This window comes from Thermodesulfobacteriota bacterium (genome assembly GCA_040756475.1).
In the GTDB taxonomy this organism is placed as follows: Bacteria; Desulfobacterota; Deferrisomatia; order Deferrisomatales; family JACRMM01; genus JBFLZB01.
This window is the reverse complement of the sequence record JBFLZB010000001.1, coordinates 22,964-38,589: the sequence shown is the minus strand read 5'-3', so window position 1 is coordinate 38,589 and position 15,626 is coordinate 22,964. Positions and strand designations below refer to the sequence as shown.

The 15,626-nt window shown below is 68.9% G+C and carries 15 protein-coding genes; 2 read left to right on the top strand and 13 right to left on the bottom strand.

Annotated elements, in window-relative coordinates; all coding sequences use genetic code 11:
- The 10 genes from hisD to AB1578_00130 form a co-directional block, all read right to left on the bottom strand.
- Complete coding sequence (gene hisD / locus AB1578_00175) at nucleotides 1-1,293, bottom strand: histidinol dehydrogenase (GenBank protein MEW6486316.1); 1,293 nt, start codon at nucleotides 1,291-1,293, stop codon at nucleotides 1-3.
- Nucleotides 1,290-1,931, bottom strand: coding sequence for an ATP phosphoribosyltransferase (hisG, locus tag AB1578_00170; GenBank protein ID MEW6486315.1), 642 nt, complete (start codon nucleotides 1,929-1,931; stop codon nucleotides 1,290-1,292). Before hisG ends, hisD begins: the two co-directional genes overlap by 4 nt.
- Nucleotides 1,932-2,115: 184 nt before the next feature.
- The gene (murA, locus tag AB1578_00165; GenBank protein MEW6486314.1) at nucleotides 2,116-3,372 is read right to left on the bottom strand and encodes a UDP-N-acetylglucosamine 1-carboxyvinyltransferase; all 1,257 of its coding nucleotides are present in this window, start codon (nucleotides 3,370-3,372) and stop codon (nucleotides 2,116-2,118) included.
- A 123-nt stretch (nucleotides 3,373-3,495) separates the two neighbouring features.
- Entirely contained in the window at nucleotides 3,496-4,356 is an 861-nt protein-coding gene (gene prmC, locus AB1578_00160) for a peptide chain release factor N(5)-glutamine methyltransferase (protein ID MEW6486313.1), read from the bottom strand.
- A 5-nt stretch (nucleotides 4,357-4,361) separates the two neighbouring features.
- Nucleotides 4,362-5,429 carry a peptide chain release factor 1 gene (gene prfA, locus AB1578_00155; protein ID MEW6486312.1) on the bottom strand — a complete coding sequence of 356 codons (1,068 nt, stop codon included), beginning with the start codon at nucleotides 5,427-5,429 and terminating at the stop codon, nucleotides 4,362-4,364.
- A 22-nt stretch (nucleotides 5,430-5,451) separates the two neighbouring features.
- Complete coding sequence (thyX, locus tag AB1578_00150; protein MEW6486311.1) at nucleotides 5,452-6,153, bottom strand: FAD-dependent thymidylate synthase; 702 nt, start codon at nucleotides 6,151-6,153, stop codon at nucleotides 5,452-5,454.
- Between the two features lie 8 nt (nucleotides 6,154-6,161).
- Nucleotides 6,162-6,365 carry a 50S ribosomal protein L31 gene (rpmE, locus tag AB1578_00145; GenBank protein ID MEW6486310.1) on the bottom strand — a complete coding sequence of 68 codons (204 nt, stop codon included), beginning with the start codon at nucleotides 6,363-6,365 and terminating at the stop codon, nucleotides 6,162-6,164.
- Nucleotides 6,366-6,656: 291 nt separating this feature from the next.
- Nucleotides 6,657-7,151 (bottom strand): Rrf2 family transcriptional regulator, encoded by a 495-nt coding sequence (locus AB1578_00140; GenBank protein MEW6486309.1) that lies wholly within the window; start codon nucleotides 7,149-7,151, stop codon nucleotides 6,657-6,659.
- 152 nt (nucleotides 7,152-7,303) lie between these two features.
- Nucleotides 7,304-8,410, bottom strand: a complete 1,107-nt coding sequence (locus tag AB1578_00135) for a multiheme c-type cytochrome (GenBank protein MEW6486308.1) — start codon at nucleotides 8,408-8,410, stop codon at nucleotides 7,304-7,306.
- A gap of 147 nt (nucleotides 8,411-8,557) precedes the next feature.
- Nucleotides 8,558-8,704 carry a hypothetical protein gene (locus AB1578_00130; GenBank protein ID MEW6486307.1) on the bottom strand — a complete coding sequence of 49 codons (147 nt, stop codon included), beginning with the start codon at nucleotides 8,702-8,704 and terminating at the stop codon, nucleotides 8,558-8,560.
- Nucleotides 8,705-8,998: 294 nt separating this feature from the next.
- Between AB1578_00130 and AB1578_00125 the strand changes: the two genes are divergently transcribed.
- Complete coding sequence (locus AB1578_00125) at nucleotides 8,999-11,230, top strand: NapC/NirT family cytochrome c (GenBank protein ID MEW6486306.1); 2,232 nt, start codon at nucleotides 8,999-9,001, stop codon at nucleotides 11,228-11,230.
- Between the two features lie 192 nt (nucleotides 11,231-11,422).
- Here AB1578_00125 and AB1578_00120 read toward each other — a convergent pair whose 3' ends face one another.
- Complete coding sequence (locus AB1578_00120; GenBank protein ID MEW6486305.1) at nucleotides 11,423-11,557, bottom strand: hypothetical protein; 135 nt, start codon at nucleotides 11,555-11,557, stop codon at nucleotides 11,423-11,425.
- Between the two features lie 128 nt (nucleotides 11,558-11,685).
- Here AB1578_00120 and AB1578_00115 point away from each other — a divergent pair, with 128 nt between their 5' ends.
- Complete coding sequence (locus AB1578_00115; protein ID MEW6486304.1) at nucleotides 11,686-12,366, top strand: TetR/AcrR family transcriptional regulator; 681 nt, start codon at nucleotides 11,686-11,688, stop codon at nucleotides 12,364-12,366.
- Nucleotides 12,367-12,544: 178 nt separating this feature from the next.
- Here AB1578_00115 and AB1578_00110 read toward each other — a convergent pair whose 3' ends face one another.
- Complete coding sequence (locus AB1578_00110) at nucleotides 12,545-13,756, bottom strand: acetyl-CoA C-acetyltransferase (GenBank protein MEW6486303.1); 1,212 nt, start codon at nucleotides 13,754-13,756, stop codon at nucleotides 12,545-12,547.
- A gap of 33 nt (nucleotides 13,757-13,789) precedes the next feature.
- A complete protein-coding gene (locus tag AB1578_00105) occupies nucleotides 13,790-15,574 on the bottom strand; it encodes an acyl-CoA dehydrogenase family protein (GenBank protein MEW6486302.1) in 1,785 nt (594 codons plus the stop codon).
- Between the last annotated feature and the right edge of the window lie 52 nt (nucleotides 15,575-15,626).

Genomic DNA, 15,626 nt, shown 5'->3' with positions numbered 1-15,626 from the left:
CTAGGCCTTCTCCAGCCTCATCTCCACCGCCCGGGCATGCGCCTCCAGGCCCTCGAGCCGGGCGAGGTGGGCCACGGGGCGGCCCAGGCGGCCCAGGGCGTCGCGCGAGAAGCAGACCAGGCTCGAGCGCTTCACGAAGTCCTCCACCCCCAGGGGGGAGAAGAATCGGGCGGTTCCCGCCGTGGGGAGAACGTGATTGGGGCCCGCCGCGTAGTCTCCCAGGGCCTCGGGCGTGTGGTGCCCCAGGAAGATGGCGCCCGCGTGGCGCACGAGGCCCAGGAGGTCCCAGGGACGCTCCACCGCGAGCTCCAGATGCTCTGGGGCGAACTCGTTGGCCAGCGCCACGGCCTCCTCCACGGTGTCCACCGCGAGGATTCCCCCCTTGGCCTCCCAGCTCCGGCGCGCCTCGTCGCCCCGGGCCAGCAGGCCGAGCTGGCGCTCCACCTCCCGGGACACCCGGGCGCCGAAGTCGGCGTCAGTGGTGACGAGCACCGCCGTGGCCATGGCGTCGTGCTCGGCCTGGCTCAGGAGATCCGCCGCCAGGTGGGCCGGCTCCCCCGAGCCGTCGTTCACCAGCAGGATCTCGCTGGGGCCCGCCACCATGTCGATATCCACGCGACCGTACACCAGCCGTTTGGCCGTGGCCACGTAGATGTTGCCCGGGCCCACGATCTTGTCCACCCGGGGAATCGACGCCGTGCCGAAGGCGAGCGCCGCCACGGCCTGGGCGCCTCCCACCCGGTACACCTCGCGCACGCCCGCGAGCCAGGCGGTCCCCAGCACGTGGCGGTTCACCTCGCCCCCGGGGGTCGGGCTCACCAGGGCGAGCCGCTCCACCCCGGCCACCAGCGCTGGGACGGCGTTCATGAGCACGCTGGAGGGGTAGCTCGCCTTGCCCCCGGGCACATAGAGCCCCACCGCCGCCAGAGGGGTGACCCGCTGGCCCAGGATCACCCCCTCCTCCTCCACGATCCAGGAGCGCTCCCGCTGGCGCTCGTGGAAGGCCCGGATGCGCCGGGCCGCGAGCTCCAGCGCCTCCCGGTCGTCGGCGGGCAGCGAGAGCCACGCCCGCTCCAGGTCCTCCTCGCGCACCCGCAGCTCTTCCGGAGCGAGCGCCATCCGGTCGAAGCGGGCGGTGTACTCCACCAAGGCAGCGTCCCCCCGGGCCGCCACGTCGTCGAGGATCCCCCGCACCGCGGTCTCGGCCGAGGCGGCGTCGTCCGCGCCCCGGTCCACGAGCCCCCGCCAGGCGTCCTCGAACCCAGGCTCTCCCCGGCGAAACACGGGCTTCATCGCGGCTCCGCCAGGCGCGCCCGAAACGCTCGGATCAAATCGGCGACGGCGTCGGTGCGGGTCTTCATGCTTCCCCGGTTCACGATGAGCCGGCAGGTGGACTCCAGGATCGTCTCCACCTCCACCAGGCCGTTCTGGCGCAGGGTCTCCCCGGTGCTCACCAGGTCCACGATCTGCTCCGAGAGGCCCACCAGGGGTGCGAGCTCGATGGAGCCGTAGAGCTTGATGATCTCCACCTGCACCCCGCGGGACCGGAAGTGGGCCTCGGCCAGCCGCGGGTACTTGGTGGCCACCCGCACCCGAGACCACGCACCGGCCCCCCGCTCCCGGGCGGCAGCGGGCTCGGCCACCACCAGCCGGCAGTACCCGAACCCCAGGTCCAGGGGCTCGTAGACCTCCGGCTCCTCCTCCAGGAGCACGTCCTTGCCGACAACGCCCAGGTCGGCCGCCCCGTGCTCCACGTAGGTGGCCACGTCCTGACTGCGCACCACCAGGAACCGGTAGCCGGGGACGTCGAAGACGAGCCGCCGGGAGTCGTCGAGCACGTGGGTGCACGGCACCCCGCAGCTCTCCAGGAGGGCCAGGGTATCGCGCAAGATCCTGCCCTTGGGCAGGGCGAGAGTCAAGGTGTGGGGCATGGGGTTGGCTCGTTGCGGGTTGTGGGTTGGGGGTTGGGGGTATGTGGGTTGCTCGTTGCGGGTTGCTCGTTGGGGGTGGTCCGTTGGAGTGCTCGCACTACTGCTCACGGTTCACGCCGCCCGCGGCCAACGGCCCGCGGCCAACTGCCAACGTGCAACCCGCAACCCGCAACGTGCAACCTCCTCACTCCTTCACGCGCCGGATGTTCGCTCCCAGGCCGGCGAGCTTCGTCTCCAGGGCTTCGTAGCCGCGGTCCAGGTGGTAGACGCGGGAGACGACCGTGGTGCCCTCGGCGGCCAGGCCGGCCAGAACCAGGGCCGCGCTGGCCCGCAGGTCGGTGGCCATGACCCGGGCGCCCGAGAGCCGTTCGACGCCGCGCACCACGGCGGTGGCGCCCTCGGCCGCGATGTCGGCTCCCATGCGGTTGAGCTCGGAGACGTGCATGAACCGGTTCTCGAAGACCTTCTCCGTGATGACCGAGAGCCCCCGGCCCCGGGCCATGAGGGCCATGAACTGGGCTTGCATGTCGGTGGGGAAGCCCGGATAGGGGCTGGTGCGCACATCCACGCTGCGGGCGGGGGGCCGGCCCCGCACGGCGATCCCTCCCGCGGTGGGCTCCACCTCGGCTCCGGCCTCCCGGAGCTTCGCCAGCAGGGCGTCCAGGTGGTCGGCCCGGGCGCCTTCCACGACCACCTCGCCGCCGCACAGGGCGGCGGCCACCAGGAGGGTTCCGGCCTCGATGCGGTCCGCAATGGGCTCGTGGTCGAAGGGGGCGAGTTCCTCGACCCCTTCGATCTCCAGGAGTGCCGTGCCTGCGCCCCGGATGCGGGCCCCCATCTTCCCCAGGCACTCCAGCAGGTCCACCACCTCGGGCTCCCGGGCCGCGTTCTCGATCACGGTGGTGCCCCGGGCCAGGCACGCCGCCATGGCCAGGTTCTCGGTGCCGGTCACCGTGGGGAGGTCGAGCACGATGCGCCCCCCCACCAGGCGGTCGGCCTCCACCTCCACGTAGCCGTGGTCCAGGCGCACCCGGGCTCCCAGGGCCTCGAGCCCCTTCAAGTGCAGGTTGATGGGCCGCGCGCCGATGGCGCACCCTCCCGGAAGGCTCACCCGGGCCCGCCCGAAACGCCCCACCAGCGGCCCCAGCACGAGCACCGAGGCCCGCATGGTCTTGACCAGCTCGTAGGGCGCTTCCCGGCCCCCCACCTCGGAAGCGTCGGCCCGGAGCCCCCCCCCTTTTTCGATCTCGACCCGGGCCCCCAGGTGCTGGAGCAGGCGGCCCAGGGTGCGCACGTCGGCCAGCCGCGGCACCTGCCGCAGCCGGCTCGCCCCCGGCGCCAGCAGCGCCGCCGCCATGAGCGGGAGCACGGCGTTCTTGGCCGGGCTCACCGCCACCGCCCCCGACAGGGGGGCACCGCCTTCGATCACCAGGGCATCCATGGGGAACCTGTCGGTTGCATGTTGCGCGTTGCGGGTTGCAGGTTGAAGTTTCGGACCGATCCGTCGGATCCGACCGATCGGTCCGATCTGAAACGTCACCCGTCACTCGTCACTCGTCACCCGTCACCCGTCCCTCTTCTCCGCCACGGCCACCCGGGGGCGGCCGGCCAGGTCGGGGACGAGGGTCATGTCTTCGTAGCCCCCGGCGTCGCGGAAGATCCGCCCCACGGCCCCCTCCTGGCCCGCGCCGAACTCCACCGCCGCGAAGCCTCCGGGCGCCAGGAACGCCCGGGCCCCGGCCGCGATGCGGCGGATGACGTCCAGGCCGTCGGGGCCGCCGTCGAGCGCGAGGCGGGGGTCGAAGCGGGAGACCTCCGGCTCCAGGCCGCCCAGCTCCCCGGTGGGGATGTAGGGAGGGTTGGCGACCACGGCGTCGAACGACTCCTCCGACCCCGCCAGGGGTGCGAAGAGGTCGCCCCGGCGCAGGTCCAGCCGGTCCCCTACCCCGTGGCGTGCGGCGTTGACCGCGGCCACCTCCAGCGCCCCCGTCGAGACGTCCACGGCCACGCCGGTCCACCCCGGGTGCTCCACCAGGAGGGCCACCGCCACCGCGCCCGAGCCCGTGCCCAGGTCGGCCAGGCGCCCGGCGCCGCCCATCCGGGCCAGGGCGGCCTCCACGAGCACCTCGGTCTCCGGCCGGGGCACCAGCACCCGCGCGTCCACGGCAAAGGACAGGGACCAGAACTCCCGCGAGCCCGTGATGTGGGCCACGGGTTCGCGCCGCGCCCGCCGCCGCACGGCCTCCCGATAGGCGTCCACCTCGGCGGCGGCCAGGGGCTTGTCGAACTGGAGGTAGAGCTGGATGCGCGGCACCCCGAGCACGTGGGCCAGGAGGACCTCGGCATCGAGCCGGGGGTTCGAGACCCCCTTGCCCGCCAGGTACGCGGCAGAGCGTCGCACCAGCTCCAGGGGGGCGTGTTCCACCGGCGTCATCCCTTGCCGCGGGAGAGGGCCTCGGCCTGTGCTTCGGCGCTCAAGGCCTCCAGCAGGGGTTCCACGTCCCCCTCCAGGACCTCCTCCAGGCGGTGCAGGGTCAGGTTGATGCGATGGTCGGTCACCCGGTTCTGGGGAAAGTTGTAGGTGCGGATGCGCTCGCTGCGGTCCCCGCTCCCCACCAGGGAACGGCGCTCGTCGCTGCGCTCCCGATCCGCCTCCTGCTGGGCCGCCTCGAAGAGGCGCGCCCGCAGGATCTGCATGGCCCGCGCCCGGTTCTTGTGCTGGGACTTCTCGTCCTGGCAGCTCACCACGATCCCCGTGGGCAGATGGGTCAGGCGCACCGCCGACTCGGTCTTGTTCACGTGCTGGCCGCCGGCCCCCCCCGCCCGGAAGACGTCCATCTTGAGATCTTCGGGCCGCACGTCCACGTCCACCTCGTCGGCCTCGGGCAGCACCGCCACCGTCACCGCCGAGGTGTGGATGCGCCCCGAGGACTCGGTGGCCGGCACCCGCTGCACCCGGTGGGCCCCGCTCTCGTACTTGAGGCGGCTGTAGACCCGGTCGCCCCGGATGAGGGCCACCACCTCCTTGAGGCCCCCGATGCCGGTGGGGTTGGAGCTGAGCTCCTCCACCTGCCACCCCCGGGACTCGGCGTACCGGCAGTACATCCGAAAGAGGTCGGCCGCGAAGAGCGCCGCCTCCTCGCCCCCGGTGCCGGCGCGGATCTCGAGGATGACGTTCTTCTCGTCCAGGGGATCCCTGGGCAGGAGCAACGTCTTAAGCCGGGCCTCGGAGCACTCCAGGAGCCCCTCGGCTTCCGCCAGATCCTCCCGGGCCAGGTCTCGGAATTCCGGGTCCGACAGGAGGCCGCGGGCTCCCTCCACCCGAGCCAGGAGCCCCCGGTAGGCCCGGATCTCCCCCACCAGCTCTTGGAGCTCGGCGTGCTCCCGGGTGAGACTGCGATACGACTCCAGGTCGGAGAGGGCCGTCGGGTCCGAGAGCTCCCGGTTGAGCTTCTCGAAGCGGTCCTCCACCTGGGAGAGTTTGGAGAGGAGATCCAAGGGGATTACCTGCCGGCCCCGGTCACGGCGCCAGGGCGGCGGCGAGGTCCCGGCGGACCTCGTCGGGCTGGCCGCAGGAGTAGGCGCCTTCGGGGCACTTCCCGGACACGCACCCGGGACCGGCCCCCTGGAAGAGCCCCGGGGCGAGGGGCTGCACGGCCCGGAGCATGCCCAGGGCGAGGTCGCGGATCTCCCACTGGGCCCGGCGGCACAGCCGCAGGCCGAAGAAGTGGCGCAGCTCGCGGGCGTTCATCGACACGACGATCTTGGTCTCGCAGGCGTTGGGGAGGAGGTAGCGGGCGTCCTCGGGGGATACCCCGTCGTCCACCATGCGGGCGTAGCACGCCCAGAGGTCTTCGAGCTTCTCCCGGAAGAGGGGCCCGTGCACCGGATGGGCGTCCACGGCCGGGGGCACCACGGCCCGCACCTCGCGCAGCCGCACGTAGCGCTGGCTCTGCTGGGAGTAGGACGCCAGCCGGTGGCGGACGAGCTGGTGGGAGCACGCCCGGCTGATCCCCTCCACCCCGAGCACGAAGTGGGCGTGCTCCAGGGCCGAGAGGTGCCCCATGGCCCGCAGCTTCGCGAGGAGCTCCCCCACCTCGGCGTCGGACAGTCCCTGGTGGAGCTCCTCGACCCCCCGCGGCGAGTAGCACAGCCGCGCGGCCAGGGCCACGGTGCGCTCCGGGTCGGGCGTGTGGCCCAGCACCCGGACCGAGGGCCCCATCGCGGCCCCTACTTCTGCTTGCCGTACTTGCGCAGGAAGCGGTCGACACGGCCCGCGGTGTCGAGCATCTTCTCCTTGCCGGTATAGAACGGGTGGCACTCGGCGCAGATTTCGGTCTTGATCTCCGCCCGGGTCGAGCGGGTCTCGAAGGTGTTCCCGCAGGTGCAGTTGACGACTGCCTTTTCGTACTTGGGGTGGATGGCGTCCTTCATGGCGTCTCCTCGAGCAGCCCCCCTTGAGGGCCTGGATGTTCCGGGACCGCAGAGAATAGCACCCGAGTCCCTCGGGGGGCAAGATGCGGTTCGGTGCAAGAAAGGGCGGGGGGCTCCGTGGCCCCCCCCTCTTGCCCAATCGCCCGGTCGCTCCATCGATCGGCCGCGCCAACTGCGCCACGCCCGAGCGGGCATCGAGAGCCGCCTGCGGCGACGCGCCCCGGAGCAAATCGAGGCGCAGTCTCCGTCGTGACGGAACGAGCAGGGTAGAAGTCGGGTTTCCCGCGCGCCTCAGCCGGGGTCGCGCCCCGGAGCCGGTCCCTCCGGGGCGCCCTCCCTGGGAATGCCCCGTTGCTCCGCGCGGTCGCACAGGTCTTGGATAGTCGCCCCGCCGAAGATCTCGCCGATCCGGCGCCCGGCCTCGGCCCACACCAGGCGCGCGGGACAGCGGTCTACCGAGGGGCAGCCGGGCTCGGGGCTGCCCGCACCGGGGCTCTCCTCGCACTCGAGGCACGGCACCAGGGCCAGGGGGCCCTCCGTCGCGAGCATGAGGTCGTGAACGCTGCATGCCTCGGGAGCCTTGGTGAGGAAGTACCCCCCCCGCGGCCCCCGCTTGCTCCCCACGAGCCCCGCCCGGGTGAGCTTGTGGAGAATCTGCTCCAGGTAACGCGCGCTGATCCGCTGCCGTCGGGAGATCTCTCCCACCGTCACCGGCCGCCCGTTTCCGTGGTAGGCCATGTCGAAGACCGCACGAAGCGCGTAGCGCACCCGAGTGCCCACCTGCATGACCCACCCCTTTTGTGTAGCGGTTCACTTGGGGAACGTGGATAACACGGCCATCCCGGGGTGTCAACAATAACCGAACGGGAGTTGCAATCCAGAGGGAACCAGGAGCTCGATCCCCGCGGGACGCGCAGCGGGGGCGAGGGGGAACCCGCCTAGTCCGCCTCGGAGCACACCTGCCGGAACCGGGGTTCCAGATCCAGGTCGGTGCTCCGCTCGGGGGTGTGGCACCGGGCACAGGAGACCAGCAGCCCCCGGCCCGCCAGGAGCTTCTCTCCCCCTTCGGACTGGACGTGCAGGGAGCCGGGGCCGTGGCAGGCCTCGCACTGCACGTTGGTGAACCCCTCCAGGGCCTTCCAGTCGATCACGTCCCCCTCGCACTCGAAGGCCACCGCGTGACACACGACGCACTCGGGGTCGAATTGGCGCTTTCGGGTGGCGAGGGTCTCGTAGGCCTTGGCGTGGCGGGTATCGAGCCAGGCCCGGTAGCGGGCGGGGTGGCAGGTGCGGCAGGAGGCGATCCCCACGTACTCCTTGCCGCAGTCGGGGTCCTCCGGCACGGGCGCTTCGGCCGCCTGCCTCTCCTGGAGCACCGAGAGCTCCTTCAGGGTGCGGGTCACCAGGGGGCCCACCACCGGGTGGTCCGGCATCTCCACCAAGAGCTGCACAAAGCCGTGGCGAAAGAGGAACTCGCCCACCGCGGTACCCCGGACCCCCGTGGGCTCCCTCCCTCCGCGGTACACCTCCAGCCGTCCCACGGACCTCCCGCCCCGGTCCAACTGGGTGAGAAACGAGCTCTGCACGGTGATGGGCAGGGTGATCTGGTTTCGCTGGTCGCTGCCGACGATGAGGTGGATCGGGTCTTCGAGCATGGCCATGCGCCGCTTGGAGCGGCTGGTCATGTCGGTGAGGAGCACGATGAGGTCGGCACCCTTCGCCCGGAGTTCGGCCACCGTGGCCCGCGCCGTCTCCAGGGGGTCCTTGACCGCGAACTTGTGACTGGCGGGGATCTTGTCCTTCTTCAAGGAGGAGTCGACCAGGCCGAAGATCCCCACCTTCATCCCCCCCGCCTGCACCAGGACGTAGGGACGAAAGAGAAGCCTGCCGTGGGGGTCGACGAGGTTCGCCGAGACAAACGGGAAGGGGAGCCGGGACTGCTGCTCGAGGAGATAGTCCACCCCCAGGGAGAGGTCGTAGGCCCCCACGTTGAAGGCCGCGCAGCCCATCTTCCCGGTGGAGGCGAGGATCAGGTCGGCGGTCACCCGGGCGGCCGGCACCCGGTCGGGGGGGAGGTGCTCCCGCTTGAAGAGGGCGTTTCCCGCGTTGACGAAGACGACGGGGGAACCCTCTCCTCGAACGGCATCCAGATACGTCGCGCGCTTGGCCAGACCGCCTCGCGGGTACTTCTGTCACCCGCAGGGGCTGATCTCTCCGCGCTCGTCGGCGGAGTACACGAGCACCGCAGCGGGCCCCCCCTCGGGGGAGGCGGCCCACCCAGCATGGGGCAGGAGAGCGGCCGCGGCCGCCGCCAAGAGTGCTGCAAGGATCCAAGGCATGGGGTCCTCCCAAGAGAAAAGCGCTCGAGGGGCCGTCTCGCGGCCGCCCCGGTGGGACGACTGTAACAAACCTTCCGACGCAGACACAACGCCGCGCCCGTGGTTCACGGTTTCCACTCCTCTACGACTCTGGATTGCCCCGACTCTGGATTGCCCCTTGCGCCCGGCCCGTTTTCTATGTTAGTTCCCACCGGAAACGGGGGGCAGACGAAGAATGGTTTTTGCCTTTTGTTTCAAGCGTTTCAAGTGTTTCTCAGACCCTAGGCCACGGTTTCCGCTGCGGAGGGAGCAGGGATGTTTCGAGAAATGTGGGTCGCGCTTCGCCACTTCATCCACGACTTCTTCGGGGCGGCCCTCCGGGGCGCCCGCCGCAACCGCAAGGGGTTGCTGGTATTCCTCGGCCTATCCTTCGTCGGGGTGGTCGTGCTGGCCATCGTCTTGCTGCAGGCGACGGCGTCGCCCAAGTTCTGCGGGTCGTGTCACATCATGGACACCTACATCGAGTCGTGGGAGGTGTCCACCCACAGCCAGGTGGGGTGCATGGAGTGCCACTTCGAGCCGGGCCTCAAGGGCGCGCTCTGGGGCAAGTGGAAGGCCCAGAGCCACGTGGTCATGATGATCACCGGCATGGCCCCGCCCCGGCCCCACACCCAGATCAGCGACGTGAGCTGCCTGCGCCAGGGCTGCCACTCCACCGAGGAGCTCGCCCAGTCCGAGCTCACCTACAAGGGCGTGAAGTTCAGCCACGGCAGCCACCTGGGGGACCTGCGGCGGGTCAGCCAGCTGCGCTGCGTGACGTGCCACTCCCAGATCGTCCAGGGCGAGCACCTCACGGTCACCGAGAGCACCTGCTTCATCTGCCACTTCTACGACCGGGAGACCGCAGGGCACCTGGCCGACTGCGAGACCTGCCACGTCCAGACCAAGGCCAAGATCTACATCGACGCCAACATCAGCCTGCCCTTCGTCCACCAGGACTACCTGGACCGCGGCGTCCTGTGCGGCCAGTGCCACTTCGACATCGTCTTCGGCGACGGGCACCTCAAGGACAACATCTGCGTCCAGTGCCACGCCGAGCCCCGCATCCTCCTGGGCCAGTACACCCCGGCCGAGATCCACAAGGACCACGTCACCGACCACAAGGTGGAGTGCTTCCGCTGCCACAGCGAGATCTACCACGGCATCCCCCGCCCCACGAGCCCCCACTTGCAGGTGCAGACCGCCGCCGGCGAGCCGGGCCGAGCGCCGGGACCGCGAGGTTTCAGCGCCTACCACTACGACACCAACTGCGTGAAGTGTCACTCCTTCGACCAGCACCGGGCCAAGCGTCTCCTGTACATGGGCACCGGCGCCGCCGAGGTGGCCGACGTCCCCAGCCCCATGTACCTGGCCCACGCCGACTGCGGGAGCTGCCACATCGCGCTCACCCGCACGCCCGAGGGCGTGCAGCAGACCCTGCGCCTCACGTACGACGAGGTCATCAAGTCCTGCTCCGACTGCCACGGCGCCGGGTACGACGATATGGCCAAGCACTGGAAGACGATCCTCACGGAGGAGCTCCAGAAGGCCGAAGCGGCCGTGGCCGAGGCCCGCAAGGAGGTCGAGCGCAACCGCAAGGCCGAGGGCGCACCGGCCGCCAAGAAGCTCCTGGAGGTGGCGGAGCAGAACCTCACCTTCTCCCGCGACGGCAGGGGCCTGCACAACATGGACTACGTGCTCAAGGTGCTCGGCGAAGTGCGCGACCGCGCGGAGAAGGCCAAGGAGCTGGTGATCCCCCGCTACCTGGCGCAACCCGTGGTCATGCCCACCGGGTGCGTGCAGCTGTGCCACTCCTGCGTGGAGTGCATCGAGACCGACACCGTGCCCTTCGGCAACGTCCAGTTCCCCCACGACATCCACCAGGAAGAGGGCCTCGACTGCCTCGACTGTCACACGTCCCGGGAGCAGCACGGCCTGACGTTCCTGAAGAACTGCAACGAGTGCCATCACGGCTCGGGCGCCGGCGCCGTGGAGTGCCAGGACTGCCACGTGGACAACCACAACCTCTACCAGGGCCAGAACGCCTGCGACGAGGTCAGTTGCGACGTGCGCGGCGAGAAGAACCCCATGGCCGACGCGGTGAGCTGCCAGGAGTGCCACACGGAAGTGCTCGACGACAAGCCGTCCACCCTGGAGGCCATCAAGATCACCTGCGTCGAGTGCCACGACGACAGCTACGCCGCCATGGTGGATCAGGACAAGGCAGCCGTGGCCCAACTGCCCATCGACGAGCTGCGCACCCTGCACCGCGAGACCCAGGCCATGGTCCTCCAGGCCATCCGCGAGGGCCGGTACACCTACGACACCCAGGATCTCCTCAACGCCGCCGAGAAGAACCTCAAGCTCTTCGAGACGGGCAACCCCGTCCACAACCCGGTCTTCTCGAAGGAGCTCCTCGATCGGGTGCGGGACCTGATCCAGCAGGCCCGCAAGACCCTCCAGACCCACACCACGATCCGAACCCTCCCGAAGGAGGCGTACCGCTAGCCGCCGAGAGGTTTCCGGGGGGTGGGCGCACGACGCAACGATCGAGAGGGGTGGCCCGGTGCCACCCCTCTCTGCGTAGGGAATACCGGCTCGCGAGGCCGACCCTCAGATCGTCGAGGCACGACGGTTGCCTTCCGCTTCTGCTCGGTCGAAATCAAAATCGAAATGGGCGTAACCGGTCGCCCGCTCTGGTCACGCAGCATTGGCCAACGGATGGTCAGCGGGCTGCGGAGCGTTGGGGTAGAGTCGCTGGCCCTCGCGCTCGATCCGGTAGGCGGTGAACTCGTCCCAGAGGCCGCTGAGGTGGGCGCTACGTAGATGCAGCATCGATTGGGTCCCGGCCGGGAACTGCTGAGTTGCCATGGAATTGCCACCCCCGAGATTCCGTTCAAATTAGACGCAAACTGTTGTACTATTCAGCCGCAGCTGGGCAATTGGAACAAACGAGAGTCCGCGTGACGCTTTTGCTCGCGGCGAGAGGGAGAAGTTCTGCGATGCATCGAGTACCGGCCCAAGTGGAAAACCCAGAACTCGTCAAGAAACGGCACGAACAGATTTACAACGCCGTGGCGGAACTCTTCGGGAAGGACGGCTATCCCAACACAAGCATGCGCGACATCGCGAAGGCCTCAGGAATCAATTTGTCATATCTATACAAATACGTTTCGTCAAAGAACGACGTGCTTTACATATTCTACGAGGGCGTAAGCCGAATATACGAGGATACATACAAGAAACTTGCACACCCTACAGACATGGATGCGGTCGAACAATTGCGGGAATTCATTCGAGATATTCTTACCATCGTGCACGAAAACAAGTTCGTACTCCGCTCCATGTGGACCGAGACCCGACATCTCGAGCCGGAATGGCTGAAACTCGTCCTCGCCAAGGAATCCTACATCGTGGAGTGCGTGGAGAAGCTGGTGATGAGGGGAATTGATCAAGGAAGATTTGCCGTACGCGATTCGTTCATGACCGCCAATCTGATTCAATACATGATGTTCGTGGAGCCCATGAAGTGGTGGAACTTAAAGAGGCGATACTCGGTCGACGACATGATTCGAGAGGTGACGAACTTCATTTTGAGGGCACTCGGAGTACCGGAAGACACATCGCCCTCCGCCGGAGCATGATATTCCGTGGGATTCTCGTGAGGACGGGCGCGAAGCCCAGAGCGGGAGCGGGATCGCCCTGGAAGCCGTGTCCAGGGTTCTATCGCGATCCCGGTGCATCCCAGGTTTCGCGGCAACACCCAGCGCGCGTTCGGGACCCCGTGCTACCCCTGGCGCGCCCCCCCGGCAGGTAGCCCCTCTAGCGCTCCAGCTCGAGCAAGGTCGCCATCCCCATGCCGCCTCCGACGCAGAGAGTGGCAATCCCGTACTGCTCCTGTCTTCGGCGCATCTCATAGAGCAGGCTCACCACCAGGCGCAGCCCCGTGCAACCCACCGGGTGTCCGAGCCCGATGCCGCTCCCGTTGACGTTGACCTTTTCCCGCTCGAGCCCCAGCCCCTTCTCGCAGGCCAGATACTGTGCGGCGAAGGCCTCGTTGATCTCCATGAGGCCGACGGCTTCCAAGGACACCCCCGTCTTGTCCAGGAGCTTCCTCGTGGCGGGAACGGGCCCATAGCCCATGAGGTCCGGGGCTACGCCCGCGCTCGCCTGGGCGACCACCCGGGCCAACGGCTGGAGTCCGAGCTCGCCGGCCTTGGCACGGGACATGACCACCGCGGCCGCGGCGGCGTCGTTGATCCCGGAGGCGTTTCCCGCCGTGACCGTACCTGTCTTCCGAAACGCCGGCCTGAGGCCGGAGAGGTCTTCCATCGTCAGGCCCCATCGCGGGTGTTCGTCGGTGTCGACCACCCGCTCGCCCATCTTCTCTTTCAGCACAACCGGAACGATCTCGTCCCGGAACCGGCCCGCCTGGATCGCGCCTTGCGCATTCCGGTGGCTGCGCAGGGCCACCTCATCCTGTTCCTGGCGTGAGATCGCATACTTGTCGGCGAGCCTCTCGGCCGTCTCCCCCATGATGTAGCCCGGGCCGAGGAGGTGGCTCCCCGAGTAGAGCAACTCCCAGATCGTGTCCGTCATTTCTCCGTGCATCAGGCGCTGGCCCCACCGCGCGCTCTTGAGCACGTAGGGCGCACTCGACATGGACTCGGCACCCACGACGAGGACCACATCCGAATCCCCGGCCAGGATCTGCGTGCGCGCCGAAGAGAGCGCCTGCATGGAGGAGGAGCACTGCTTCTGCACCGTGTAGGCAGGAACCTCTACCGGGATGCCGATGGAGAGCGCCGCGGTGCGGGCCGTGTTGGCCTCGTCGATGCACTGGATGCAGTCCCCGGCGATCACTTCATCGAGGGCGCCCTTGTCGACCCCCGCTCTTCGGATCGCTTCCTCCATGGCGATGCCCGCCAACTGGTGCGTCCGAAGGTCCTTGAGCCCTCCGCCGAACTTCCCGATGGCCGTGCGGCAGGCGCTCACGATCACGACGTCCCGATCCCTTTGCTCGAGTGCAGTCATGGCAACCTCCTCATCTCGGAGCGGCGGCGCCCCTCACACCACCCAACGTTCGGCCTCGACGAGCCTCGACGCGATGACCTCCCGCAGGGCGACCGTATCCGCAGGTACCCGCTCGAGCAGGGCGCCGAGGCGGGAGGCCGCCCCCGCCTCGCCCATGGCCACCAGGGCCTGCCGCGCCGACGCCTCCGCCTTCTCGGCGGCCTCCTCACACACGACGCAGGCCGCCGCCGTCGCAAGCCCGGACGACTCCACACGCCTCTCGGCGGCCTTGCTCGCCCGCAGCCAGGCCGACTCGGCGAGAAACGCCGCCAGGACCAGGTCGGCGACCCGCAGCTGAATCGCCTGCTGGCTCGAGAGACCTGCGCCGTACTTCTCCGACGCCAGCCCGAGCACGTGCACGCACAGTTCCTTGAGGTTTCCCACGACCCGCGCGGCCGCACCCAATCCCGCCGGCGGCGGAGCGCTGGCCCCGCCACCCCGCGGGGAGGGCCGGCCAACGGCAGCGAAGGCCTCCGCCAGGGGCAGATCGCCGACGGAGGCCTTGCGCAGCAACATGGTCGGGACGAGCATTCGATTGATCTCGTTGGTTCCCTCGTAGATGCGGTTGATGCGGCTGTCCCGGTAGTAGCGCTCCACCGGGTAGTCCGCGCAGTAGCCGTACCCGCCAAAGCACTGGACCGCCTCATCGACCACTTCGTCGAGGACCTCGGAGCCAAGCACCTTCACCAGGGCGCACTCGACGCTGTACTCCTCGATCGAGCGCAGCTCGGCCTCCCCGTGGTCGTCGCTGCCCCACAGGAGCAGACCGTCGATGAGCCCGACGGTGCGGTAGGTGGCGGCCTCGAGGGCATAGATTCGCGTGTACATCCGTCCCAGCTTCTCCCGGATCGCCCCGAACTCCGCGAGCCGCCGGCCAAACTGCTTGCGCTCCAGGCAGTACGCCAGCGCCTGCTCGAGCGCCCGCTTGCCCGCCCCCACCCCCACCGCTCCGAGCTTGAAACGGCCGATGTTCAGGATGTTGAAGGCGATCTTGTGCCCCCGGCCGATCTCGCCGAGCACGTCTGTTACGGGCACCTTCGCGTCCTCCAGGAACACCGAGCAGGTGGTCGACCCGTGCAGACCCATCTTCTTCTCGTCGGAGCCGAGGGAAAGCCCCGGGGTTCTCCGATCGACGAGGAAGGCCGTGAAGTGCTGCCCGTCCACCTTCGCGAAGACGATCAGCACGTCCGCGATCCGGGCGTTCGTGATGAACTGTTTGGTGCCGTTGAGGACGTAGTGCGTACCGTCGTCGCTGAGCACGGCCTTCGTTCGGACAGCCAAGGCATCCGAGCCGGCCGTGGGTTCCGTCAACGCGTAGCAGCCCAGCTTCGAGCCGGTGGCCATGTCGGGCAGGTACCTTCGCCGCTGCTCGTGCGTTCCGTAGTAGACAATGGGAAGGCTTCCGATCCCGGTGTGGACGATGTACGTAATCTGAAACGACATCTGGCCGGAGAGGCTTTCGAGGACGAGGGCAGCGGCGCGCTTTGGCAGCCCCAGGCCGCCGTACTCCTCGGGGATGTCCGCCGCCAGGAGCCCCACCTCGCCCGCCTTGCGAAGGAGCCCGACGAGGAGCTCCAGGTCCGTCTCCTCCAGCCGGGAGGAGACGGACAGCACCTCTTTTTCCATGAAGTCGCGAGCGGTCTTGGCGAACAGGAGCTCGTCCGAGGCGAAGTCCTCCGGCGTGAAGACTTCGGCGGGAGAGGTCTCCCGAACGAGGAAGCTGCCGCCGCGGGCGTAGGCCCGGCTCGGAGGCAGATCGGATGTACCGCGCTCTCTCATGGAGGGCTCCTTGGATCGAAGAAGGGGGCCAGCATCCCCGGGGAGCGCCGAG